This window comes from Halogeometricum limi, from assembly GCF_900115785.1.
Taxonomy (GTDB): Archaea; Halobacteriota; Halobacteria; order Halobacteriales; family Haloferacaceae; genus Halogeometricum; species Halogeometricum limi.
Genome location: NZ_FOYS01000001.1, coordinates 878657 through 902563 on the forward strand (window position 1 = coordinate 878657; position 23907 = coordinate 902563).

Consider the following 23907-nt stretch of genomic DNA (forward strand, 5'->3'; position numbering starts at 1 on the left):
ATGCTCGACTTACCGCTGGACTCGTGGTACGCGTGGTTGGGGCTCTCGCTCGCGGGCGTCGCCCTCGTCGGCGCCGCCTCCGGCCTCCCGACCCTCCCGCCGCCGAACGCCGACGCGGCGGCCGCCACCGTCGACCGCGTGGCCGCGACGGAGTTCGAATCGACGGCGGAACATCCGCTGGACGCGACTGCGGTCCGCATCGGAACGCGTCGCCTCGCGGTCAGGAACGACGCCGGAACCGCGCACGCGACGTTCGCCTTCGGCCCGGTCACGCCCGTCCCGGCGAACGACTCGCGTCTCCGCGACGTGATTCACGGCGCGCATCCCTCGTCTGTCTTCGACTCGCCGACGGCGTTCCAGCAGGCCGTCGTCGACGCGCGGGCCCGCGGGAGCGACGCCCCGTGGCGCGAGGTGGACCGCACGCTTCTCGTTCGCCGCACGACTTGGGAGGGAGTCGATGTCGTCCTCGTGGACGCGTGAGTCGCGCGTCTCGGGTCCGCCCCGACACCGCGGACAGGCGTCGCCCGTCGCGGCGCTCGTCGCCCTGTTCGCCGTCTGCGCGGGATTGAGTCTCTACGCGACGGTTCTCGGCGGGTCGATTCCCGTCGTCGCGGAGCAGACTGTCGCCGCGCCGACGCTGGACCGCGCCGTCGACGACGTGAGCGACGGCGGCGTCGTCTCACTCGACCGGCTGGCATCCGCGGACGCGGGACGCTACGCTCCCGACGGGCGCTCGGTCAACGTCTCGCTCACCTTCGACACCGCGAGCGGTCACGACTACGACTGGGCCGTCGGTCCGCGTGCCCCCGCACGGGCGACCGACCGCGCGAGTCGACCCGTGAGCGTCCGTCTCGGACCGGGCCGCGTCGACGCCGGCCGTCTCGCGGTGGTGGTGTGGTCGTGAACGCGACCGTCGACGCCGCGGTGTTCTTCCTCCTCCTCGGTGCCGCCGTCGTCGGTCTCACCACCGCCGACGTGGGCGCGCAGACGGGCGTCGTCGACGACGGTCGGGCGGACGCCGTCGCCACCGTTCTCGCGACGAGTACGGCGACGGTGAACTACTCGCTCGCACCCGGCGCGCGCGCGGCGAACCAGCGCGGTGCCGCGTTCGAACGAACGGACGGCCCGGAGTTCGAGCGGACGGTGCACGGCTCTCTCGCCGGGCATCTCTCTCGTGTGACCCTCGGGACGGCGGCCTTCGACGACAGACCGGTCACGCACGCCCGCGACGGCTTGCGGAACGCGACTCGTCGGGCGCTCACCGCCGAACTCTCGACCGTCGGCCTCCGAATCGACGCCGTCTGGCGTCCCTACCCCGACGCTTCCGTCGAATCCCGCGTCTCCGTCGGTGAACGCCCCCCGGCGTCGGCCGCGACCGACGCCGCGACGGTGTCGATTCCGGTCGGCGTCGAACCCCTCTCACCGAACGAGACGGACGACTTCGAGACGCTCTCGGAGGCCGTCGCCGCGCGAACCGTCGAGGCGCTGGCGCCCGCCGGACGGATGCGAGTCGCCCTCCGCGACGACGCGCCCGTCTCGACGCTCGCGGCGTACCGATACGACCGACTCGGCGAGGAACTCGGCGTCTCGGTGTCCGAGTCGGTCGAGGACGCGGACACGACGACCGCGAACCGTCGCCTCGCGGCGGCGCTCTCCCCGCGGGTCGAATCCGACCTCAGAACGCAGTACGACTCGTCCGAGGACGCCGCGGCCGCCGTCTCGGTCGCCGAGGTCAGAATCGTCGTCCGGACGTGGGCGACGGAGGGTCGCTGATGCGACTGGCAGACGACGACCGCGCGCGCGTCCCGTTCGCTCTCGTCGGCGTCCTCCTCCTCGTCGGCAGTTCGACGTTCGCCGCCTCTCTCGCCGCGCCCGACGTGGGAACCGTGGACCGGTCGACGGACGTGGCGATGGACCGCGTCGACGCCGAGACGACCGCCGCACTCCGCGTGGCCGTCCGCGAAGCGGCCCGCGCGGCCGCGAGAGACCCGGTGACGACGGCCGGAAACACGTCCGCCGGTCGCGCACTCGGGACGAACCGGACGTTCGAGAACTACCTCCGACTCCGGGTCGCGGTGTCGGCCAGAGACGCGCTCTCGTCGGTCGAGCACCGGCGGAGTACGACGACGGCGAACGCGTCGCTCGCACCGCTCTCCGCCGTCGGTGCCGCCGGTGCGATGCGGAACGTCTCGCTGTCTGCCGTCGACGGCGGACGCTCGCTCTCCGTCACCGTCCGCAACGTCTCGCTCGTCGCCTCCAGAGACGGACGCGTGGTCGCAGAGCGGACCGTCTCGCGCCGCGTCACCGTCGCGGTGCCGGTGCTCGCACTCCACGCGCGGACGACCGACTACCAGCGACGGCTGAACCGGTCGCCGGTGTACGCTCCCGGACTGGCCCGCCGGACGACGGCCGGCCTCCTCGCGGTCACCGAAGCGCGGGCACTGGCCCAACACGCGAACGCACCTATCGAGAACGTCCTCGGGAACCGCCACGTCGCACTGTCGACGAACGCGGGCGTCCTCGCCGCACAGCGCGCTTCCTTCGGCCGAGCGGACCCGGACGCGGCCCGCGGCGTCCGCGCGGCGACGCTCCGAACCGGCGCGGAGGACCTCTTCTCCGCGTCCGGCGCTAGCGGCCCGGCGACAGAGCGACTCCTCGCGGCGGCACCGACGGCGAACCCGTCGCCGCCGCCCGAGACGATGCCGACGAAGACGCTCACCGTCGGCGTGAACGAGACGGCCGACGACGCGTTTCTCGCCCTCCTGCGCGAACACCGCGACTCGCCCTCGCTGCGGAGTCTCTTCCGCATCGCGTACACGCCGAACGTCACCGTCGCCGCCGACGTGACCGACTCCGCGACGGGGCGCAAACCTGCGCCCGACGCGCCCGGTCCCTCGTGGTCGCTCGTCCGCGAACGCGCCGACCGCGAGGTGTCCGCGGAAGCGACTTCGGGGGTCGAAAGTTCGCCCGCCGTCGCCGAGGGGTCGCGCGTCTTGGAGACGGCGACGCGACGGGTCGTCGTCGAACACACCGTCACGCGGACGTGGCGCGGGGCCAACCGGTCGCAGCGAACGACGACGGCGACGTGGACGGACCGCCACCGCGTCCGCGTCGACGTGGTCGGGTCGCTTCGCTCGCTCCCCGGGCCGAGTCGCTCCGTGACGCCGTTGTTCGAGCGAGGTGGTGCGCTCTCGGGGCCGAACTTGGCGGGAGTCGACCGCCGCGCGAGCGACGAACTCGCCGCTCGCGGCGGTGCGGACGCCGTCGCTCGGCGCGCGGTCGAGGGGCGCGTGGACGGACGGCCCGAACGACGCCTCGGCGAGCGTCCGGACGGACTCTATCCGTGGGTGTACGAGGACGTGAAGACGCTCCGCGAGGAGGTTCGAAACCTCTCCGTCGAGGTGACGGCACGGGACACCGCCACCGGAAACGCCAACGCCGCGGCGGCACTCGCGGCCGTCGTCCGCGACCGGCGGCGCGACCTGATCGACGCACCCGCGAGGTACGACGGCGTCTCGGACCGCGTGCGCGTCGCCGCCCGGTCGGCGTACCTCGACGCGGTCCTCGCCCGTCTCGACGAACGCGCCGGGGAGACCGCGGGTCAGAACCGCAGACTCGAAACTGCGCTGGACTCCCGTGGGGTGAACGCGACGGCGACCAGAGAGCGACTTTCGACACCGCTCGTCCGGGCGGAGACCGGGCGGCGAAACGCGAGCGACGACGCCGGCTTCGTCCCCGACGGCGACCCGGCGTATCTCTCGCTGTCAAGCGTCGACGGTCGGGCCGTGGACGGCGTCAGCGACGACGCCTCTTACACGCCGCTCGCGGCGCGAAACACGAACCTGTTCACCCTCCCGTACGGTGACCTCGCTGACTCCGTCGTCGACGGCGTCCTCGGTTCGGGAGGCGTCCCGCTCAGGACCGCCGGCCGTGCACTCATGGCGGCGAACCGAACGCTCGCCGTCCGGAACGACTCGACGCTCCGCGACCGACGAGATGGTCTGACGCCGGCGGTCGCGAACTCGTTGCGAACGGTCGAACTGACGGCCGTCGACGTCGTCGAGTCGGAGGCGGGGCGCTCCGACACCGCCGCCGAGGCCGCCGTCGACGCCGGACTCGCCCGCTGGGACTCGCACGGAGAACGCGCCGTCGCGACGGCGAACGGGTCGCTCGCGGCCGCCGTCGCCGCCGAGGCGGCACCGAACGACGCGACGACGCACGACCGCCTGGAGACGACGCTCCGGGTCGAACTCCGCGAGGAGGCGGCCACCGACAGCGTTCGGGTCCCGAGAGCGGCCGTGAACGAGACGGCGAGTCGAACGCGGACGCTCGCGACCGAACTCGCCGACGAGGCGGCGTCGCGCGGGGCCGACCGGGTCACCGGTCGCGTGTTGAACGGGACGCTCGGGTCGGTCCCCGCGGGTCTCCCCTTGTCGCCGACGCTGAACCCCTGGGTAGCGACGACGAACCTCTGGGTCGTCGAAGCGCACGGCGCGTACGCCCGATTCGCCGTCTCGACCGGTGACGACGCGGTGCCGACGACGTACGTTCGCGACGGGTCCGTCGTCAGACTCGACGTGGACGGCGACGGCGAACGCGAACTCGTCGGGTCGAACGAGCGAGTCGGATTCGAGTTGCGAACCGTCGTCGTCGCCGTCGTCCCGCCGGGCGGAAACGGCGTCGGCGACGTGGACGGCGACGCCATCGAGACGTCGTCCGCGTGGTCGGGTCCCGCGCCGGGGCCGCGGTGCGACACGCCGACGGGGCGGTGTCCGGGCGAGTGACCGTCGACGAGACGAGAAACCGTTTTGGCCGCGGCGCGGTGAGTGGGGGTATGCTCTACGACGCGGCCGACGACCCGGCGACGCTGTCGACGACCGAGTTGCGAACGGCGTACGAGACGCAGATTCGAACCGTCGTCGACGAGGTGGGCGTCCAGACGGCGGCGGCGGACGCCGGTGTGGACGAAGCCGTCGTCTCCACCGTCGCCGACGGCGACGCACCCGAGATGAACGTCGAGGACGCCGCCGCCCTCCTCGCACTCTCCGACGACTACCCCGACCGAGAGGCCATCGTCCTCGAACTCCGCGACCACCTGCTGATGGGGATGACCACCGGCGTCTTGGACGTCGACACCATCGCCTCGAACGTCGAGTTGGACCTCTCCGGGCAGGAGATTCAGCAGGTGCTCGAAGGCCGGTCACCGATGACGCTCGCGCAACTGGCGGCCATCCACCGCTACATCGCCGAGCGAAACGACCGATAGCGACCGATGACGCGCGCTCTCGTCATCGGTTGTGGCTACGTCGGCCTCGAACTCGGGCGACAACTGCTCGAAGACGGACACGACGTGACCGGCGTTCGGCGGTCCGACGACGGCCTCTCGGCGGTCGAAGCGGCGGGTCTCACCCCCGCCCGGGCCGACGCGACCGACCCAGACTCGCTCTCGTCGCTCCCCGACGCCGACTGGGTCGTCTTCGCGGCGAGTTCGGGCGGCCGCGGGGCCGACGCCGCCCGCCGCGTCTACGTCGACGGGTTACGGACCGTCGTCGAGGAGTTCGGCGGACGCGACTCGCCGCCCGAGCGACTCGTCTACACCTCCTCGACGGGCGTCTACGGCGACCACGGCGGCGACTGGGTGGACGAGGAGACGCCGCTCGACCCGACGACGGAGAAGACGCGCGTCCTCGCCGAAGCCGAACGCGTCGCCGTCGAGGAGGCCGCCGACGCGGGCATCGACGGGTCGGTCGCTCGGTTCGCGGGGCTGTACGGTCCGAACCGGTATCGGCTCGACCGCTATCTCTCGGGTCCCGTCACCGAGGGCTACCTCAACATGGTCCACCGCGACGACGCCGCGGGGGCGGTTCGGTTCCTCCTCACCGACGACGCCGCGCGCGACGAGGACGTCCTCCTCGCCGTCGACGACGAACCCGCCGACAAGTGGGCGTTCGCGGACTGGTTGGCCGCGGAGTGCGGCGTCGACAGTCCACCCAAGCGGACGAAATCGGAACGACTGTCCGACGGCGACCTGTCGGAAGCGGCGCGACGACGCATCCTGACGAGCAAACGGTGCTCGAACGGCCGACTCCGCGAGTTGGGGTACGAGTTCGCCTACCCGACGTACCGCGAGGGCTACCGCGCCGCGATAGCGGCGTACCGAGGCGAGAGCGCGTAGAGACGCTCTCGGACGGGAAACTGTCGACCGAGTAGGGTCGAAACGAGGGAATCTTCATACGTTTGGCTCTTGAGTTCGTGATATGGATTCGAGGGGCGCTACCGGCGCGGTCGACGCGGCCGCACAGGTAGTGGGCGGCGCCGAGTCTCTCTTCGGGTCGCACCCGGAGTTAGTCGCGGCACTCATCGTCGGGATGCTGGCGCTGGTCGGCGGCCTGTACGCGATTCTTCGGTTCAAGCGCCCGATGGGGACGCGGTTTCTCGAACGACTCTCCGAGTTGGACGAGGTCGCGGTGCTGATGCATCCGAACCCCGACCCCGACGCGATGGCGACGGCAATCGGCGTCGCCTGCCTCGCCGAACAGGTCGGAACGACCGCGAAGATACAGTACTCCGGGCAGATACGCCACCAGGAGAACCGCGCGTTCGAGACGGTGTTGGACCTCGATTTGGAGGCCATCGACCACGTCACCGACCTCGGCGCGGAACACGTCGTCCTCGTCGACCACAACAGACCCCGGGGGTTCGCGGGCGCCGACGGCGTCCTCCCGTTCGCCGTCGTCGACCACCACCCCGGTGAGGGGACGGGCGAACAGTTCACCGACGTGCGAACGGACTACGGGGCGTGTTCGAGCATCGTCGCCGAGTACTTCCGGGACATCGGCGCGAAACCGGTCCCCCCGGACCGCCACGCGAGTGAAGTCGGCTCGGAGTACACGATACCGTCGACCGTTGCGACGGGCCTGCTCTACGGCATCCTCACCGACACGAAGCGACTGACCGCCGGGTGTTCGGAGGCCGACTTCACGGCCGCCGGCTACCTCTACCCCGGCGTCGACGAGGACATCCTCGACAGAGTCGCCAACCCGGAGGTGTCCAAGGAGGTGCTGGAACTGAAGGCGCGCGCCATCGCGGGACGCGACGTCCGCGGCCCGTTCGCCGTCAGCGACATCGGGACGCTCTCGAACGTGGACGCCATCCCGCAGGCCGCGGACGAACTCATCCAGTTGGAGGGCGTCACCGCCGTCGTCGTCTGCGGCGAACGCGACGGAACGCTGTTTCTCTCGGGGCGGTCACGCGACGACAGAGTCCACATGGGACGGACGCTCGAACACGCCCTCGACAACGTTCCCGGGGCCTCGGCGGGTGGACACGCCCGGATGGGCGGCGGCCAGATTCCCCAACGAGAGGGCCGCATCCTCACCGACGGCGGCGACGCCCTCACCCGGACGACGCTCTGTGAACGACTGTTCGACGCGATGTCGGGCGACGTCTGAGTTCCCTCCGCACTCCGTTTTTCCGAACTCTCCTCGCGAGTCGGTGCCCGTTTACCCGCACGCCGCGTAGCCCCCTCCATGGCGACGACAGCGGGCACGTGGAGCTATCGTGACCGATTCGGCGACGCGTTCGCTCGGACCTTCTTTCGGCGGTTCGGGCCGGGCGTCGTCTCCAGCATCGGGGTCGGAACGTACCTCGGCGACGCGACGGACGACGCGGACGCCGACTACCGCGAGGCGGTGCGGACGGCGCTCGACTCGGGAATCAACCTCGTCGACACGGCCGTCAACTACCGCTGCCAGCGGAGCGAACGCGCCGTCGGCGACGCACTCCGCGAGAGCGACGCCGACCGGTCGGAAGTCGTCCTCGCGACGAAAGGCGGATTCGTCCCCTTCGACGGGTCGCGCCCCGACGACCCCGGCGCGTACGTCCGCGACGAGTTCGTGCGGACGGGTCTGGTCGGCACCGACGACTTGGCGCACGGCAGTCACTCGCTCGCGCCGGGATTCCTCGCCGAACTGTTCGACAGGTCGCTGGAGAACCTCGGCGTCGACGCCGTCGACTGCTACTACGTCCACAACCCGGAGACGCAGTTGGCCGTCCGGTCCCGCGAGGACGTGTACGACCAGTTGGAGGCGGCGTTCGAACTACTGGAGGAGAAGCGACTCGCCGGCGAACTGGGCGTCTACGGCGTCGCCACGTGGGAGGCGTTCCGCGTCCCGCGCGGCCACGACTCGTATCTCTCGCTCCCCGAGGTAGTCGCCCGCGCCGAACGCGCCGCCGAGTCGGCGGGCGCGGACGACTGCGGTTTCTCGGCCGTCCAACTGCCGTTCAACGTGCAGATGGCGGACGCGTTCACCGTCGAGGCGCACGCGCACCCGGACGGCGACGGCGACGTGAGCGCCCTCTGGTACGCACAGGAGGCCGGACTCGACGTGTTCGCGAGCGCGAGTCTCGGACAGGGTTCGCTCGCGGCGTCGATTCCGGAGACGGTGGACGCGCAACTGTCGGGCGACACGGCGGCGCAACGGGCCATCAACTTCGCGCGGAGTGCGCCGGGGGTCACGGGCGCACTCGTCGGCACCGGGTCGCCGGAACACGTCGCGGAGAACGTCGCCGCCGGGACGTTCGAACCGCTCGGCGCCCGCGCCTTCGACGCCGTGTTCGAGTAGACGGTGAGGTCGCCGGACGAGTGTCTGTCCGGTCGGGTCCGCGACGACGCGGTCAGCCGAGTTCCTTCCACTCCGTCGCGCACTCCGGACAGGTCCGAAGCGAGAACACCTCGTCGGGGTCGTTCGTCTTCTTGAGCGCTTCCCCGCAGTCGGTACAGGAGAGTCGACCGTACGTGTCTTTCTCCAACTCGCCGTCGCGAAGCCCCTTCCTCGTCGTTTTCATCCCGCTTCGCCAATCGGGAGGGGGGCGTAAATAGGCGCGGGGGCGGGGGAGAGAGGCCGCACGCGCCGGACCGAGCGCGCGGGACGACCCGCGGCAAGACCCGCCGGGACGACGTTCCGCAACGCTTGAAGCCCCGCGGGCGGTAGCGACGTTCGTGTCACGAGGCCGGCTGTTCGGAACGCTGTGTTCGATGGTGCTACTCGTCAACCTCGCACGGGTCGTGTTCGCACCACTGCTGGAGGAACTCATCACCGTCTTCTCCATCGGCGAGGGGACGGCCGGTCTCATCGCGACGCTCGTCTGGGTCGGAAGCGCGCTTCCGCGAATCCCGACCGGATGGGTGCTGACGCGCGTCCCGCGCCACCGCGTCGTCCTCGGGACGGGCGTCGTCCTGACGGGCGCGTCCGTGTTCACCGCCGCCGCCGACTCCGTCGTCATGGTCGGCGCGGGTGCGCTGTTGATGGGGCTCTCTTCCGGCGTCTACTTCGTCTCGGCGAACCCGCTCGTGAGCGAACTCTACCCCGAACGCGTCGGGCGGGCGATGGGTATCCACGGGACCGCGAGCCAACTGGCCGCCGTCGTCGCCGCGCCGTTCGCGACGCTCGTCCTCTCCCTGTTCGTCGACTGGCGCGTCGTCTTCGTCTGTATCGGCGTCGCCGCGTTCCTCGCGACCATGGCGTTCTACCGGACTGCGAAGGCGACGGACCTCCCGGACGCCGGGTCGTCCGACAGAGACCTGTTGGGCGCGGCGCGGACGCAGTGGAAGATAATCCTCCTCGGCGTCGTCATCCTCGGCTTCACCGGCTTCGTCTGGCAGGGCCTCTTCAACTTCTACGAACTGTACATGGAGACGAAGGGTCTCGCGGACGCGACGGCCAAGAACATGCTGACGCTCATCTTCGCCGCGGGCGTCCCCGCCTTCTTCTTCTCGGGGAAACTCGTCGACCGCCTGCCCCGCATCCCGTACCTGCTCTCCATCGTCGTCGTGTTCGTCGTCAGCGTCCTCGTCCTGACGCGGACGACCGGACTCGTCCCCCTCCTCGTCGTCACCGCGGTCATCGGCTACACCATCCACAGTCTGTTTCCCGCGCTCGACACCTACCTCCTCGACACGCTCCCCGACGAGAACCGCGCGAGCGCGTACGCCGTCTACTCCGCGGGCATGATGGTCGTGCAAGCGTCGGGGTCGTCCGCCGTCGGCCTCCTGCGCGAGGGTGGCGACGCCTACGAACTCGTCCGCGGTCTGTTCGAGGCCCTCCCGATGCTCGGGAGTCTTCCGGCGGGTGGCCTCTCCTACGACGCCATCTTCACCGGCCTCTCTATCGGTCTCGGCGTCGTCGTCGTCGCCCTCGTCACCCTCCAGCGTCGGGGCCGACTCCCGAACTGACGTCTCCCGCGTCGCGACCCGCGCGCTTTTCTTCGGTCAGTCCTCACCTGCGACTGATGGAGTACGTACAGGAGCGGGTGACGACGCTCCACGACTTGGCCGACCCGGTTCCGGACGCCCCGACGGACCGGACGGCGGTTGTCGTCCCGATGACCGAACGCGAGTACGCGGGGCTGGCGGCCGACAGCGTCCTCTCGGAACTGGAGCGAATCGACCCCGCTCGGGTGGTCGTTCCGCTCCGCGCCCCCGCCGAACGGGTCGGCCCGTTTCGCGAGTGGCTCTCGGAGTACGACCTCTCGCTCGACGTGCTGTGGTGCGACGGCCCGCGCGTCGCCGACGTGCTCGACGCCGAGGGACTGAACGGTGCGAGCGGGAAGGGCCGCGACGTGTGGTTGGCGCTCGGGTGCGCCGCGAGAGAGGAGTTCGTCGTCGTCCACGACGCCGACACGAAGACGTACGACCGGTCGTACGTCTCCCGTCTGCTCTTTCCGCTCGCGAACGGCTACCAGTTCTCGAAGGGCTACTACGCACGCGTCGAGGACAGACGGCTGTACGGCCGCCTGTTCCGCCTGTTCTACACGCCGTTGGTCCGGGCGCTCGCGGACGAGACGCCCGCCCCGATTCTGCAGTATCTCTCGGCGTTCCGCTACGCGCTGGCGGGCGAGTTCGCCGCGACGAGCGAGTTGGCGCGGTCGATTCGCGCGCCGCGGTCGTGGGGCCTCGAAGTCGGCGTCCTCGGCGACGCCTTCGACTTCGCGGGATTCGACGGGGCCGCACAGGTCGACCTGGGTGCGTACGAACACGACCACCGCGCCGTCTCCGGGCCGACCGGACTCTCGGACATGAGCGAGTCGGTCGGCGAGACGCTCTTGCGGACCGTCACCGACCACGGCGTTGCGCCCGACTTCGAGACGTTACCCGCCCGCTACCGCGACACCGCGCTCCGACTGGTCGACCAGTACGCCGCCGACGCGGCGTTCAACGGCTTCGAGTTCGACCGGGCGGGCGAACGCGAGCAAGTCGACGCCTATCTCGACGCCGTCGTCGAACCGACGGGCGCGGACGACAGACTCCCGGCGTGGTCCGACGCGCCCGTCTCGGCCGAGGAAGTCTGCGAGGCGGCCACCGCCGACGCCGAGGAGGTGTCGTCGTGACCGCCGACGAAGCGCTGTACGACGACTTGGCGGGCGTCGTCGACCTGTTCGACGGCCTCTCGACGCGGGAGTTAGAACGCGCGCTCGAGGAACTCGCGTTCAAACAGGGTCGCGACGCCGACGCCGACGCGTTGGCGGCGGCCGTCGACGGTGCCGTCTCGGACTACTACCTCGCGACGGCGACGCACGAGGACGGCGAAGACGACGTCGAACTGGTCGTCCCGGGCCCCGTCGCGTTCCCGTCGCTGCCGGAGAACGCCGAGGACCTACCGCACATCTTGGACGTGGACGACCGGACGGTGGACGAGAGCGCGGTCACCGAGGCGACGCTCTCTCGACTCCGCGAGGACGCCGACGCGGCCGTCGAGACCGGCGACGAGGGACGTCTCCGGCACCTCCTCGACGTGACGTACGACGTGGAACTGTGGGCGTCCGCCGACGTGGACGTGAGCAGCGTCCGGTCGCGTCTGGAGAGCGAACTCGACGAGTAGCACCGGTTCGGTTCGAGAGCGACTCTGCGGCACCCTCGGAGTTCGACAGACGTGGCGTACTGACCACAGGAAACGCCGTCGGATTCATCCCCGCGCTAAAGCACGGGGCTTTCTCCTTGATTTTCCGGTAACCCCCGCTCGTTCGTTCCGGCTTCGAGTCGCTGAGTAGGTCGATAGACCGATGTGCCTGTGGCTCGCGGGCAGCGCTCGACGCGACGACTGATTCTCTCCTGTACCGCAGTCGGGGTCACGCTTCTGGATACGGTTCTCAAAGGCGCTTCGTGGCCCACAGTCATCGTCGCCCCCGATAGTGCACACGGAGTGATTTCGACGGGAGAAACGACGAACCCGAGTAATTAGACTAGTCTAAACATTATATTTGATAGAAGCTATTATATATTTCATCTAGTCATTGACTAGCCGACGATGGACGATACGACGCAGTCGAACTCGGAGCATCGATTCTCACGCAGAAGAGCGACTACTGCCGGTACAGAACTTGCCGTTTCTGGCATCGCCGGATGTACGGACAGCAGCGGCAGCACCGAAGTCGAACTCACGAGTGGCTCGACCAACGGGCGCACAACTGGAGACGGGCTTGTCGAGCGATTGTTCGGCGTGACGCAGGTCGAGGACCGTGCGCTCGGTCGCATCGGGGTGGTCGCCCATGGGGAGTGAAAAACCGAGCGTGTCTCGTCTGGTCGACGAGTCGGGAGCCGGACCCGGGAGACTAGCCACCGTTGCGCTGGTGGTTCTCCGTATTGGCCTCGGGTGGATTTTCTTCTATTCTGGGCTGACGAAAGTGCTCGACCCCGACTGGACCGCCTCGGGCTATCTGACCAACGCGGTGCCCGACGGAAACCCCTTCGCAGCCCTGTGGCCAGTGCTGGCGAACGTACCGCTCGTCGACGTGTTGGTTCAGTGGGGAATGGTGTTGACGGGTGTCGGGCTCATCGTCGGTGCGCTGGTTCGCTGGAACGCGTTCTGGGCTTCGTTCATGATGCTCACCTTCTGGGCGAGTAGCCTCCCGTTAGAGAACGGATTACTCGTCGACAGCCACGTCATCTACATCATCGCTCTCACTGGTGTGGCGTCACTCGGCGTCGGTCGCGTCGCAGGCTTCGACGGGGTTATCGAATCGACGAGTCTCGTCAAACGCCACCCGCGACTACGCTATCTCCTCGGCTGACGTCTCTGAAAGCGAAACGCCGAACTTCACGAGAGAACCGCGCACCGTCTCGGTCCGAGTCGCCCCCAATACCGACCGGCCAGTGGCCGATACGCGACCTGTATTCGGCGCAGTCCGGACGAGCGATGGCGCACTGTGGACTCTCGAAAGAGCTGTTCGGTTCGGGTTACGTACTAGTCTCGACGGGGAATCGCGTCTGACTGGACCGGAGCCACCTGGGTCCCGTCCGCGGGCGGCGAGGTTCGCGGACGCCGCGAGAGCTAAGCCTAAGCCCCTCCGACAGTTCGAACCAGTATGGACCTCTCGCGGGTGTCGTCGCACGACGCCGAGACGCTGACGGGTGCGGACCGGCAGGCGGCCGTCGTCGCCCCCATCCTCGTCCGCGACGGCGAGGACCACGTCCTGTTCACGAAGCGCGCGGACCACCTCGGCGAACACCCCGGGCAGATGAGTTTCCCCGGGGGGACGCGCGAACCGAGCGACGCGGACCTGCAAGCGACCGCACTCCGCGAGGCCGACGAAGAGATCGGACTGAAAGCGGACGAGGTCGAGTTCTACGGCCGACTGGACGACATCGGCACGGTGACCGACTACTCGGTGACCCCGTTCGTCGCCCGCGTGCCCGACCGGACGTACGACCCCGACGAACGCGAAGTCGCCGAAATCGCCGTTCTCGCGGAGTCGGACCTCACGGACCTCTCGAACTACGAGTCCGAAGAGCGGATGCACCCGAAGTACGGCCAACACCGCCTGCACTTCTTCCACGTCGACGGCTACACCGTCTGGGGGGCGACCGGACGGATGCTCGTGCAACTCCTCGAACTCACGACCGACTGGGAGGCCCCGCCCGAACCCGACAGGGTGGTCGACCCCGACGCGGACCTGCCTCTGTAGCGCCGCCGTCGACGCGCCGTCCCGACCGCACGCCGCCCGGCCGGACGCCACCCCGAGCGCATGCCCACCGACCGCACGCTACCCGAGCGCAATACCTGCCGCCCCCCGACGAGTTTATCCCGCCCGCTGGGCAACAGGAGGCTACATGGTCGCACAGACGATTGATCGCGTTCCGCGACGACGATAGCCTCCCTCTCGTGAGTAGTGATATCCGATGTTGACCGGTGAGCGCAGCGTCTCGCAGACGGGCCTCGACGCGGTGGCCCTGAAGCCGAAAGAGTGCGACGTGCGGGCGGCCCTCGACACGCCGTTCGGCACCGTCGCCATCGACTACGAGGGCCGAGAACACCTCCCCGACGCCGACGTCCTCCGCGAACTGAGCGAGGCGAAGGAGGTCCGTCTCACGACGCCCGTCCGCGCCGACGGCTTCGACCCGACGGGCGACGACGAGTTGTGGGAGTGGGTGCCCGAGGGCGTCCGTCGCGTCCTCGTCGCCGGCCACGCCGCCTACCTCACCGAGACCGAGCGTCGCCGCGCCGTCTCGCCGCGTCTCGCCGCCGCCATCGAACGCGCGCCGGACGCGTGGGTCGGCACCGAGGGTATCGAACGCGTCGCCCTCGCCGTCGGCGGGACGCAGTACGAACTGCTCTCGCGTTCGACGGCGCGTGACCTCCGCGCCCTCCGGGCGACGGGGTACGACGGCGAGATAGCGATATACGCGCCGACGGTGCTCTCCGACGACGAGGACGAGATTCTGGACGGCGTCGGCGCGTACGCCGCCCGTCGGCGTCCCGTCGCCAAGGCGCTCCCCGAGGACGCCGCCACCGACGCCCGCGCGACGGGTCGCGCCCGCGAGGTGCTGGGGAAAGCCGTCCGCGACTACGCTCTCGTCGGCAGCGTCGCGGACGTGCGCGAACAGGTCGCGTCGCTGAAAGAGGCGGGCGCCGACGTGGTCGTCGGCTACCCCGCTCGCGGCGTCGACGAGTTCGCGGAGTAGCCGCTTCTCGTCCTGTTCGCCGCTCGCTCTCGCCGCTCTCACCTCTCCCCCTTTCCGCGGCACCGACTGCTAAGTACCGCCCCGACGACCGACGGGTATGCCGACACGCGACACACCTCACCTACACGAACACACGACGACGACGGCGAGAGACCGACTGGAAGACGCGTCGGTCGCGCTCCTCCCGACCGGCGCGATAGAACAGCACGGCCCCGCGCTCCCCCTCGGAACGGACTACCTCGCCGCGCGCGCCGTCGCCGACGCCGTCGACCGACCCGACGTGGTGACGCTTCCGCCGGTTCCGGTCGGCGTCAGCGCGCACCACCGGCAGTTCCACGGGACGCTCTCCGTATCGCCGGAGACGTTCACGGCGTACGTCGAGGAGACGGTGGAGAGCCTCGCCGCCCACGGCGTCCGGAAGGTGGTGTTCGTCAACGGTCACGGCGGGAACGGCGACGCTCTGACCCGTACCGCCAGACGCCTCCGCGCGAAGGAAGTCGCTTTCGCCGTCCCGTGGAACTGGTGGTCGAACCTCGCGGAGACGACCGAGGACCTGTTCGGAATCGACGGTATCGGACACGCCGACGAGGTGGAGTCGAGTCTGGTGTACGCCGTCGCCGCGGAACTGGTCCGAGAGGACGCGCTCGAACGAGCGGAGGACGAGGGTGCTGATTCGTGGGGCGTCGACGTGGCGGGCGCGTCGCTCCCGTACGACACCGCCGACTTCACCGACAGCGGTGCCGTGGGTCACCCGACGCGGGCGTCGAAGGAGGCCGGACAGCGCCTGTTCGCGGAGGCGACGGCGGACCTCGAAACGCTCGTCGACTGGCTCGCGGAGCGGTCGTTCGCGTCGCTCTTCCCGCCGGAGCACCGATGACGGGGAAGCGCGACGGCGCGGGTGAGAGCGGCGAGACGGACGACTTCGCTCGGCCGTTCGAGATTCCCGACGGGGCGGGCACCCGAGTCGCCGTCGTCGGCGCGGGCGCGGTGGGTCTCACGGCCGCGTACGACCTCGCGACGGCGGACGCGTCGGTGACCGTGTACGAACGCGGCGACGTCGGTGCTGGCTCGTCGGGCCGCGCGGCGGGCATCCTCTACGACGCCTACGCCGAGGACGTCGACGCGCGGATGGCCGCGCGCGCACTCGCCCGATTTCGGGCGTTCGACGGCGCGCGCGAGTTCTCGGTGACGTCTTGTCCGTACGTCTTCCTCGCGCACGAGTCCGACGACAGGACGGGCGAGGCAATCGCCGAGACGGCCGCACGGATGCGCGTCCACGGCCGCGACGTGACGACGACGGACGGAAGCGGCCTCCGAGAGCGGTTCTGCGACTCGCTCCGAACCGACGACGTGGGCACGGCCGCCGTCGCCGCCGGGGCACTGTGGACCGACCCCGCCTCCTACGTCGACGCGTTGGCGGGACTCGCGCGCGACGCGGGCGCGGAGATACGCACCGGAGACGCAGTCGGCGTCCGGACTGACCCGCCGGGCGTCGTCCGCGACGAGGTGGTGACGGAACGCTACGACGCCGTCCTCGTCGCCGCGGGCGCGCACACGAAGCAGATTCTGGCCGGCGCGGGCGTCCCGATAGCGATGAAGCCGTATCGAGTGCAGGCGCTCGTCAGCGACCGACCGTACGACGGTCCTATCTGTTACGACGCCACGGAGGGCGCGTACTTCCGGCCGCACCCCGAGGGGTTGCTGGCGGGCGACGGCACCGAACCGGTGGAGGCCGACCCCGACGACTGGCGACGCGAGGGCGACGAGTGGTTCGTGGACGACGTGACGGACGTCCTCTCGCGGCGGGCGAACTACGACGCCGACGTGTCGCGTGCGTGGGCGGGCCTCTGTACGGCGACGCCGGACAGAAATCCGCTCCTCGGACCGGTCGCAGACGGCGTCTACGCGGCGACGGGGTGGCACGGTCACGGCTTCATGTGGTCGCCCGCGTCGGGAGAAGCGGTCGCGGCCGCGATGCTCGGCGGTGACGTGAATCTGGACCCGTACGACCCCCGACGGTTCGACGGGTCCGAGGAGTTCGAGGTGGTCGAGGGGATGGCCGTCGAGTGACCTACTGTCGTTCTTCGGGGTCGTCCGGCGGGGACTCGCCGTCGTCGAGGCCGGCGGAGTGGTCGGCGTCGGCCCCGTCTTCGTCGGCGTCGTTCCCGTCGCCGGAGTCCGCGTCGACGTCTCCCGCGTCCATCGCGTCTATCTCCGTCGCGGAACTCGTCGCCTCGACGCCGTCGTCTTCCTCGTCGGTGACGGCGACGTTCTGGGCGCGTTCGTCTTTCGGAATCTCGACGCGGAGCGTCCCGTTCGCGGCGAGCGTCGCCGACGCCTCGGTGGCGTCGACGGCGGCGTCGTCGGGGAGTTTCGCGCTCCCGTCGAGCGAGAGTCCGCGCCCGGGGAAGCGCATCTCGAACCCCTCGTGGAAGTCGCGGAAGCGGTCGATTCGGACCTGTACTTCGCCGTCCAAGAAGCGAACCTGCACGTCGCTTCGCTGGACGCCGGGTGCGTCGAAGACGACGAGATAGGCGTCGTCGCTCTCTAAGAGGTCGGACGGGAGGGGCTTTCGCTCTTGGACGCGACTCACGCCGCGGCCGATGCGTTCGAGGACGTTTCGGGCGGCGGATTCGCCGAACTCTTTGAGTCCGCTCATAGTTCGATGGCTTCGAGGCAGTCGGTCCCTCGGCAGTACGGACAGACGAAGTCCGCCACGCCCACGTCGTCGGGCATGTCGTACGTGTAGTGCATCTCGAACATGTCCATCTCGCAGTCCGAATCAGTACACTTGACTTCGAGGGTCGCAGGCATGCATAGACGTTGATTCGCCACGCTGATAAACACGCGGGCTTCGGCCCACCTCGCCGCGGTCGCACGGTCCGGACGGCCGGTTCACTCCCGAGCAGACGCCGACGCGAACGCGGCGTCGGCGGCCGAGACGGGCCGCGGTGACTCGGGGGCGTTCGGCGGGTCGCGGAGTCGCTTTCGGTACCACTCGATGTCGTGCCACGCGCCGAGTTTGAACCCCGCGTCGGGGAACGTGCCGACGTGTTCGAAGCCCATCGCCTCGTGGAACGTCGCGCTGTCGGGATTCGGCATCGCGAGGGCGGCGTAGGCGGCGACGTAGCCCTGTTCACGGAGCGTGTCGAACAGACGGTCGTACAGTGTGCCGCCGATACCGCCGCGTTGCGCCGACGGGTCGACGTAGACGGAGACCTCGACGGCCCACTGGTAGGCGTCGCGTTCGCGGAGCGTCCCGGCGTAGGCGTAGCCGACGACCCGACCCTCCGACTCCGCGACGTACCACGGGTACCGGTCCGACGCCAGTTTGCGTCGAACCTTCTCTCGCATCTTCTCGGCCGATGGCACTTCCGTGCTGAACGTGACGGGCGTCTCGCGGACGAACGGCGCGTAGATGTCGCGGACGGGGTCTGCGTCGCCCGGTTCGATGGGGCGAACGTCGACGGAGTCGTCGTCGCTCATACGTTCGAGAGGCGGGTGCGCCTACAAACCTCCCTCGGTGACGGCGGTATTGGCTGTGGCGGGGCAGTCGGGGCGAGAGGTTGAGCGGTCAAGAGACCGAGAGGCTGGGAGACTGTGAGACTGAGAGACCGGGAGGCCTATCTCGCTCGCATCCCGACCCACGACGATGACCGAGTTCGTCGCTCCCGAGACGGTGTACGGCGTCGACTTCAGCGGCGCGCGCCGCGCCGGCGACTCGATATACGTCGCAGAGGGAGTCGCCGGCGGCCGCCTCTCGATACGGTCGTGCGTCGCCGCGCCGGACCTCCTGAACGCGTCCGCCGCCCGCGACGACGTTCTCCCGACGCTCGCTTCGTTCGTCGCGGACGCGGGTCCGCGAACGGCGTTCGGCTTCGACTTCTCCTTCGGTCTCCCCTCGTTTCTCCTCGACGCGGCGGGCGTCGAAGCGTGGGAGGCGTTCGTGCGGTGGTTTTCGGACGCGTTCGACGGGCCGAGCGAGTTCTCCGACTGGGCGCGGGCGGTGGCCGACGGGGAGAACGGAGACCGGACGTACTACGCGAGGGAGACGGACGCCGCCGTCGGCGCGACGTCGCCCTACCACTTCTTCGTGAAAGCGCAGACGTTCTACGGTATTCGAGACGTCCTCCGCCCCCTCGTCGCCGCCGACGCGACGCGCGTCCTCCCGATGCAGTCTGCGACGCCCGAGAAACCGTGGGCGCTCGAAGCCTACCCCGCGGCGACGCTGGACCGACTGGGCGCGCACCGAGAGCGGTACAAGACGGACGACGAGACGGGGCGGAGACGACGCCGAGCGAACCTCGACGCACTGGCGTCGCTGGACGGCGTCTCGCTCGACTCCGCCGTCCGCGAGACGGCGCTGGCAGACGCCGACGGCGACGCACTCGACGCCGTCGTCGCCGCGGTGGCGACGTGGCGACACACGAGAGACGGGGCGGGACTGCGACCGGACACCGGCGGGTCGACGTGGCGGCGCGAGGGACACATCTACGCGTAGGCGGCGGAGTGTCGACGCCGCGGCGCGGTCCGAGGTAGTCACCGTTTTACCCGTCCGTCGTCTCGTCTCTGCCATGACCGACCCGGCCGACCTCACCGTGACGCTCGTGGACGGCTACGTCGACGAACCGGCGCACTTCGGCGTGCCGCCGTACATCTCGACGTACCCGCGCTTTACGGCCGGTGCCATCGTCGACGCCGGCGTCCCCGAGGAGAACGTCACCTACCACACCATCGACGAACTCCGCGACGACAGACAGAAGTGGGCCGACGTGGCCGACGCGGACCTGATGGTGTACATCGGCGGGATGACCGTCCCCGGCAAGTACGTCGGCGGGACGCCCGCCGAACCCGACGAGGTGCGCGAACTCGCGTGGACCGCCGACGGCGTCTCCGTCATGGGCGGTCCCATCCGCTTCGGCGTCGGCGAGGAGAACGCCGGCGCACAGGAGATGAAGCGGCAGAACCTCGACTACGACTTCCTCGCGATGGCCGACGTAGAGGCGGCCGCGTACGACCTCGTACAGAACGGACTGGAAGGGTTCGACAACCGCTACCGCGACAACGACGAGTTGGACCGCTGGGCCGCCAAGGGGGCGTTCGTCGTCGAACAGCACCCCAACCACCCCGACTACCTCATCTGCGAGATGGAGACGTCTCGCGGGTGTGCGTACCGATGCTCGTTCTGCACCGAACCGATGTACGGCAACCCGGCGTTCCGGACGCCCGAATCCGTCGTCCGCGAAGTCGGCAACCTCGCCGACAGAGGTGCCAAGCACTTCCGTCTCGGCCGACAGGCGGACATCCTCGCGTTCGGCGGCGACGGCGAGGCGCCGAACCCCGACGCCCTCCGGAAACTCTACGGCGGCATCCGCGAGGTGGCTCCGGAGTTGGAAACGCTTCACCTCGACAACATGAACCCCATCACGGTGGTGAACTGGCCGGAGAAATCCCGCGAGTGCATCCGCATCATCGCCGAACACAACACGCCGGGCGACACCGCCGCGTTCGGCCTCGAATCCGCCGACCCCGTCGTACAGGAGGCGAACACGCTCAACGTTACCGCGGACGAGTGTTTCGAGGCGGTCAAGATAGTGAACGAGGAGGCCGGATGGCGTCCCGGCGAGTCGCCCGCCGACGCGCCGACGCACGGCCCCGACGCGGCGAATCGGCTCCCGAAACTCCTGCCCGGAATCAACCTCCTACACGGCCTGAAAGGGGAACGCGAGGAGACGTTCGCGCACAACAAGCGCTTCCTCCAACGCGTCTACGACGCCGGTCTGATGGTCCGCCGAATCAACATCCGGCAGGTGATGGCGTTCGAGGGGACGGAGATGGCCGACGAGGGCGCGAACATCGCGAAGGACCACAAGAAACTGTTCCAGCAGTACAAGAAGGAAGTCAGAGAGGAGATAGACCGGCCGATGCTCCGCCGCGTCGCCCCCGCCGGAACCGTCCTCCCGAACGTCCATCTGGAGTACCACCAGGACGGCAGGACGTTCGGACGGCAGTTGGGGACGTATCCGCTCCTCGTCGGTATCCCCGGCGAACGCGAACTCGGCCGGACCATCGACGTGGCAATCGTCGACCACGGCTATCGCTCCGTCACCGGCGTCCCGCACCCACTCGACCCGAACGAGGCGAGTATGGACGAACTCACTTCGATTCCGGGCATCGGCAAGCGCACCGCGGGCGACATCGTCGTCAACCGCCCGTACGCCTCCGCCGACGAGGTGTCCGTCGCGGACGTGGACCTCTCGAAGTTCACCGGAAGCTACCCCGTGGAACCGCGGGCGGAGTGAACAGGTCGCGCGAACTCAGCGACGGGCCGACTCGTCCGAGCGGTGGTCGCCTCCCTCCGCGTCAGTCTTTCCCGATTCGGGGGCGAGGAGGACGGCGACGCCGACGGTCGGGACGAGAAGCGCGAGCACGGCGAGAAGCAGTATCACCGCCGTCGCCGTCGGTCCCGAGGCCACGCTGGAGACGACTGCGAGAACCGCGTACAGCGCCACCGGCGCGCCGACAACCGCGAGTGCGACGACGCGCAGTCGCCAGCGGCGACTCTTCGGGGCGTATCTGCCGAGAAGCGTCGTATCGGGTGCGTCGTGAGACCAGCTCATTCCATCACAATTAGTAACGAGTGGCAAACAGTTTTCGGTGGTGCGCGCGGTCGGACCGTTCGGACGGCAGTGATTCCGAGTCGTACCGTGCCGAGCGAACACAGTGAGCGAGGCACGGCCTCTTTTTGGTCGAGCTTTTTGCAACGTTCGCGTGACGCAACGCGTCACGTGAGCCAGCGAGAACGCACTGCGTTCTCGCGAGAGAGGTGCGCCGAAGGCGCACCCGAGTCCGCAAAAAGCTCGTTAGAAGTCCTCTTCGATGACTTCGCCGACGGCGAAGTTCGACTTGACTTCCGTGACCTCTATCTTCACCCGGTCGCCGACTTCCGCGCCGGGGACGATGATGACGTAACCGCGTTCGACGCGGGCGATACCGTCTCCTTGCTTTCCGATGTCTTCTATCTCCACGTACCGGAGTTCACCCACTTCGACGGGGGGTTGCGGTTCTGACGACGGCGTCGTCTGGGTAGTCGTCTCGCCGGACGACGACTCGTCGATTGCTTCACGAGAGATGAGAGCGACGCGGTACGTCTCGCCGGGTTCGACGGTGCCGGCCTCGACTTCGCGCTTCGGAACTTCGACCACGTAGCGGTCGTCCTCCGCGCGCACGTCGGTGTTGAACAGACACAGGAGTTTATCTGAGATTTCCACCGTATAGACCTCCAGACGCACGTCTCACGGGAGTGTTAAATGTGTACCGCCGATGTCGGGCGGTTCTGTGACGGGTTCGGGTGGTTCTGCGGTCGGTCCGCCGGTTCGGCCGTCGCCGCGTCGCGCACCTCGACCGGACTCAGTCCTCGACGGGAGTTCCGTCGGGCCGTTTCGCGCCCTCGGAGTCGTGAACGACCACTTCGCCCGGTCCGGTCTCGACCGGAGCGAACTCGTCTCTGACGCCGATGGCCTCCTCTAGTTCCCGGACTGCGCGTTCTTTCAGCGCCGCCGCCAGTTCCTCGGCGTCCTCGCGCGAGATGTCGCGGCCGAGGCCCTCGCACTCGTGCGCGCGGACCATCCCTTCTTCGTCCACCGCCTCGCCCATCGGCTGACTCGTCCCGCCGAGAGCGACGCTGAACGGGTACGTCTCGCAGATGAGCGGTCGGTCGGGGTGGACCGAACAGGCCCCCTGCCCGTCGGACTCCTCGTAGAAGACGCAGTCGCCGCAGGCGTCGGTCTGAAGCGCCCACTCGAACGTCTCGCCTTCTGGGCCGTCGTCGCCCTCGACGAGGCCGAACGGCATCGGTCGGGCCACGTCGCGCCAGTCGAGCGGCGTCTCGGCGGCGTCCTGCACCTCGCGTACCTCGTCGGGAAACACCGTCGCGGTGTGGGGCTCCGTCTCGTCGCCGGCGTCGTGGCCCGTACAGCAGGCCCCGCAGCGAGTGCACTCGAAGCCGAGAGATTCGATGGCGTCTGCGAGGTCCGAGACCGAGAGGTCGCGGGCGCGTTCGAGTTCGTCTTCCAACGTGGGACCGGCGTGGCTCACACCGGCAGTCGGTGCGTGACCGGCAAAACCCCCTCGATTACGCGAGTTCGACGCGGTGGGTGTTCGACTGGTATCGGAGGCGTCCCTCGGCGGCGAGTTTCTGAACGTGCGCGATGACCGTCGCGCGGGCCAGGTCGCGGACGCCCGAGAGGTCCTTCTCGTAGGCGACGTCCAGTATCTCCTCGACGTCGCGCGCGCCGGCGGTCACGGCGTCGAAGACACGTTTCTCGCGGTCGATTCGGTGCCGAATCAGCCGTTCGCAGGTCGCTTTCGAGTCGTGGACGACGGGGCCGTGGCCCGGATACAGCGCCGGGGGGTCTCTGGCGAACAGGCGGCGGAGGGCGACGAGGTACGCGCGGACGTTCCCCTCGGGTGCGCCGACGACGACGCTCCCGTCGGCGACGACGACGTCGCCGCAGAGGACGCCGAAGTCGCCCTCGAACGCGACGTGGTCGGGCGCGTGGCCCGGCACGTCGAGGACGGTGACGCTCGTCTCGCCGAGCGGAATCGTCTCGCCTTCGGCGAACGTGCGGTCCGGTTCGACGCCCGTGACGTCGGAAAAGCGGAGTTCGCGGCCGCGACGGCACCACACCGCCGCGCCCGTCTCCTCGGCGTACGCCTTGACGGCCCCGGTGTGGTCGGGGTGCGTGTGCGTCACTGCGATGTGCTCGACGGTCGTCTCGGAGACGAGTTCGTCGAGTTCGTCGGTTCGGCCCGCCGGGTCGACGAGGAGTGCCTCGTCGGACCCGACGAGATACGCGTTCGTCGCTCCCGCGGGCGCACGGGTGACGATCGGAACCGATGCGCGGATGAGTGGAGTCACGACTCGCGGTATGGGGGGGTGTCGCAAA

26 protein-coding genes are annotated in these 23907 nt (G+C 69.2%); 18 read left to right on the forward strand and 8 right to left on the reverse strand.

Features of this window, described 5'->3' with window-relative positions; all coding sequences use genetic code 11:
- From BM282_RS04575 to BM282_RS04610, 8 genes are all read left to right on the forward strand, one after another.
- Positions 1-480: a DUF7283 family protein gene (locus BM282_RS04575; protein WP_089877166.1), complete on the forward strand. Its 480-nt coding sequence runs from the start codon at positions 1-3 to the stop codon at positions 478-480.
- The gene (locus tag BM282_RS04580) at positions 458-904 is read left to right on the forward strand and encodes a DUF7285 family protein (RefSeq protein WP_089877167.1); all 447 of its coding nucleotides are present in this window, start codon (positions 458-460) and stop codon (positions 902-904) included. The genes BM282_RS04575 and BM282_RS04580 overlap by 23 nt, the downstream gene beginning before the upstream one ends.
- Complete coding sequence (locus tag BM282_RS04585; RefSeq protein WP_245758295.1) at positions 901-1773, forward strand: DUF7284 family protein; 873 nt, start codon at positions 901-903, stop codon at positions 1771-1773. Before BM282_RS04580 ends, BM282_RS04585 begins: the two co-directional genes overlap by 4 nt.
- A complete protein-coding gene (locus BM282_RS04590; protein ID WP_089877171.1) occupies positions 1773-4784 on the forward strand; it encodes a DUF7286 family protein in 3012 nt (1003 codons plus the stop codon). The genes BM282_RS04585 and BM282_RS04590 overlap by 1 nt, the downstream gene beginning before the upstream one ends.
- A 50-nt stretch (positions 4785-4834) precedes the next feature.
- On the forward strand, positions 4835-5266 hold the full coding sequence (locus BM282_RS04595; RefSeq protein ID WP_089877397.1) for a DUF5791 family protein: 432 nt from the start codon (positions 4835-4837) through the stop codon (positions 5264-5266).
- Between the two features lie 6 nt (positions 5267-5272).
- Positions 5273-6175: an SDR family oxidoreductase gene (locus tag BM282_RS04600; protein ID WP_089877173.1), complete on the forward strand. Its 903-nt coding sequence runs from the start codon at positions 5273-5275 to the stop codon at positions 6173-6175.
- Between the two features lie 82 nt (positions 6176-6257).
- Positions 6258-7451: a DHH family phosphoesterase gene (locus tag BM282_RS04605; RefSeq protein ID WP_089877174.1), complete on the forward strand. Its 1194-nt coding sequence runs from the start codon at positions 6258-6260 to the stop codon at positions 7449-7451.
- A gap of 78 nt (positions 7452-7529) precedes the next feature.
- Entirely contained in the window at positions 7530-8624 is a 1095-nt protein-coding gene (locus tag BM282_RS04610; RefSeq protein ID WP_089877176.1) for an aldo/keto reductase, read from the forward strand.
- 52 nt (positions 8625-8676) lie between these two features.
- On the opposite strand, the gene BM282_RS18405 is transcribed toward BM282_RS04610, so the two are convergent.
- Positions 8677-8847 (reverse strand): HVO_0758 family zinc finger protein, encoded by a 171-nt coding sequence (locus tag BM282_RS18405; RefSeq protein WP_175501356.1) that lies wholly within the window; start codon positions 8845-8847, stop codon positions 8677-8679.
- Positions 8848-9037: 190 nt separating this feature from the next.
- Here BM282_RS18405 and BM282_RS04615 point away from each other — a divergent pair, with 190 nt between their 5' ends.
- The 8 genes from BM282_RS04615 to BM282_RS04655 all read left to right on the forward strand — a co-directional run bounded on the left by BM282_RS04615 (position 9038) and on the right by BM282_RS04655 (position 17029).
- Positions 9038-10234: an MFS transporter gene (locus tag BM282_RS04615; protein WP_089877177.1), complete on the forward strand. Its 1197-nt coding sequence runs from the start codon at positions 9038-9040 to the stop codon at positions 10232-10234.
- 56 nt (positions 10235-10290) lie between these two features.
- Positions 10291-11388 (forward strand): glycosyl transferase family 2, encoded by a 1098-nt coding sequence (locus BM282_RS04620; RefSeq protein ID WP_089877179.1) that lies wholly within the window; start codon positions 10291-10293, stop codon positions 11386-11388.
- Entirely contained in the window at positions 11385-11879 is a 495-nt protein-coding gene (locus BM282_RS04625) for a DUF7109 family protein (protein WP_089877180.1), read from the forward strand. The genes BM282_RS04620 and BM282_RS04625 overlap by 4 nt, the downstream gene beginning before the upstream one ends.
- A gap of 748 nt (positions 11880-12627) precedes the next feature.
- Positions 12628-13068 carry a DoxX family protein gene (locus BM282_RS04635; RefSeq protein WP_175501357.1) on the forward strand — a complete coding sequence of 147 codons (441 nt, stop codon included), beginning with the start codon at positions 12628-12630 and terminating at the stop codon, positions 13066-13068.
- 294 nt (positions 13069-13362) lie between these two features.
- Positions 13363-13962, forward strand: a complete 600-nt coding sequence (locus BM282_RS04640; protein ID WP_089877186.1) for an NUDIX hydrolase — start codon at positions 13363-13365, stop codon at positions 13960-13962.
- 214 nt (positions 13963-14176) lie between these two features.
- Positions 14177-14959, forward strand: a complete 783-nt coding sequence (locus tag BM282_RS04645; RefSeq protein ID WP_089877187.1) for a DUF7388 family protein — start codon at positions 14177-14179, stop codon at positions 14957-14959.
- 97 nt (positions 14960-15056) lie between these two features.
- Positions 15057-15836 carry a creatininase family protein gene (locus tag BM282_RS04650; protein WP_089877189.1) on the forward strand — a complete coding sequence of 260 codons (780 nt, stop codon included), beginning with the start codon at positions 15057-15059 and terminating at the stop codon, positions 15834-15836.
- Positions 15833-17029 carry an NAD(P)/FAD-dependent oxidoreductase gene (locus BM282_RS04655; protein WP_089877191.1) on the forward strand — a complete coding sequence of 399 codons (1197 nt, stop codon included), beginning with the start codon at positions 15833-15835 and terminating at the stop codon, positions 17027-17029. Before BM282_RS04650 ends, BM282_RS04655 begins: the two co-directional genes overlap by 4 nt.
- Position 17030: 1 nt before the next feature.
- Here the strand turns inward: BM282_RS04655 and BM282_RS04660 are convergent, their stop codons facing one another.
- The 3 genes from BM282_RS04660 to BM282_RS04665 form a co-directional block, all read right to left on the reverse strand.
- A complete protein-coding gene (locus BM282_RS04660; protein ID WP_089877193.1) occupies positions 17031-17618 on the reverse strand; it encodes an Hsp20/alpha crystallin family protein in 588 nt (195 codons plus the stop codon).
- Complete coding sequence (locus BM282_RS18410) at positions 17615-17773, reverse strand: DUF7559 family protein (protein WP_175501358.1); 159 nt, start codon at positions 17771-17773, stop codon at positions 17615-17617. The genes BM282_RS04660 and BM282_RS18410 overlap by 4 nt, the downstream gene beginning before the upstream one ends.
- Before the next feature lie 81 nt (positions 17774-17854).
- Positions 17855-18445, reverse strand: a complete 591-nt coding sequence (locus BM282_RS04665; RefSeq protein WP_089877195.1) for a GNAT family N-acetyltransferase — start codon at positions 18443-18445, stop codon at positions 17855-17857.
- Between the two features lie 166 nt (positions 18446-18611).
- Here BM282_RS04665 and BM282_RS04670 point away from each other — a divergent pair, with 166 nt between their 5' ends.
- Positions 18612-19460, forward strand: a complete 849-nt coding sequence (locus BM282_RS04670; protein ID WP_089877196.1) for a DUF429 domain-containing protein — start codon at positions 18612-18614, stop codon at positions 19458-19460.
- Between the two features lie 73 nt (positions 19461-19533).
- A complete protein-coding gene (locus tag BM282_RS04675; protein ID WP_089877198.1) occupies positions 19534-21261 on the forward strand; it encodes a radical SAM protein in 1728 nt (575 codons plus the stop codon).
- Positions 21262-21276: 15 nt separating this feature from the next.
- On the opposite strand, the gene BM282_RS04680 is transcribed toward BM282_RS04675, so the two are convergent.
- From BM282_RS04680 to BM282_RS04695, 4 genes are all read right to left on the reverse strand, one after another.
- On the reverse strand, positions 21277-21579 hold the full coding sequence (locus BM282_RS04680) for a hypothetical protein (protein ID WP_089877199.1): 303 nt from the start codon (positions 21577-21579) through the stop codon (positions 21277-21279).
- 243 nt (positions 21580-21822) lie between these two features.
- Entirely contained in the window at positions 21823-22230 is a 408-nt protein-coding gene (locus BM282_RS04685; RefSeq protein ID WP_089877201.1) for a TRAM domain-containing protein, read from the reverse strand.
- A gap of 139 nt (positions 22231-22369) precedes the next feature.
- On the reverse strand, positions 22370-23056 hold the full coding sequence (locus tag BM282_RS04690; protein ID WP_089877203.1) for a YkgJ family cysteine cluster protein: 687 nt from the start codon (positions 23054-23056) through the stop codon (positions 22370-22372).
- A 37-nt stretch (positions 23057-23093) separates the two neighbouring features.
- On the reverse strand, positions 23094-23879 hold the full coding sequence (locus tag BM282_RS04695) for an MBL fold metallo-hydrolase (protein ID WP_089877204.1): 786 nt from the start codon (positions 23877-23879) through the stop codon (positions 23094-23096).
- Positions 23880-23907: the final 28 nt, after the last annotated feature.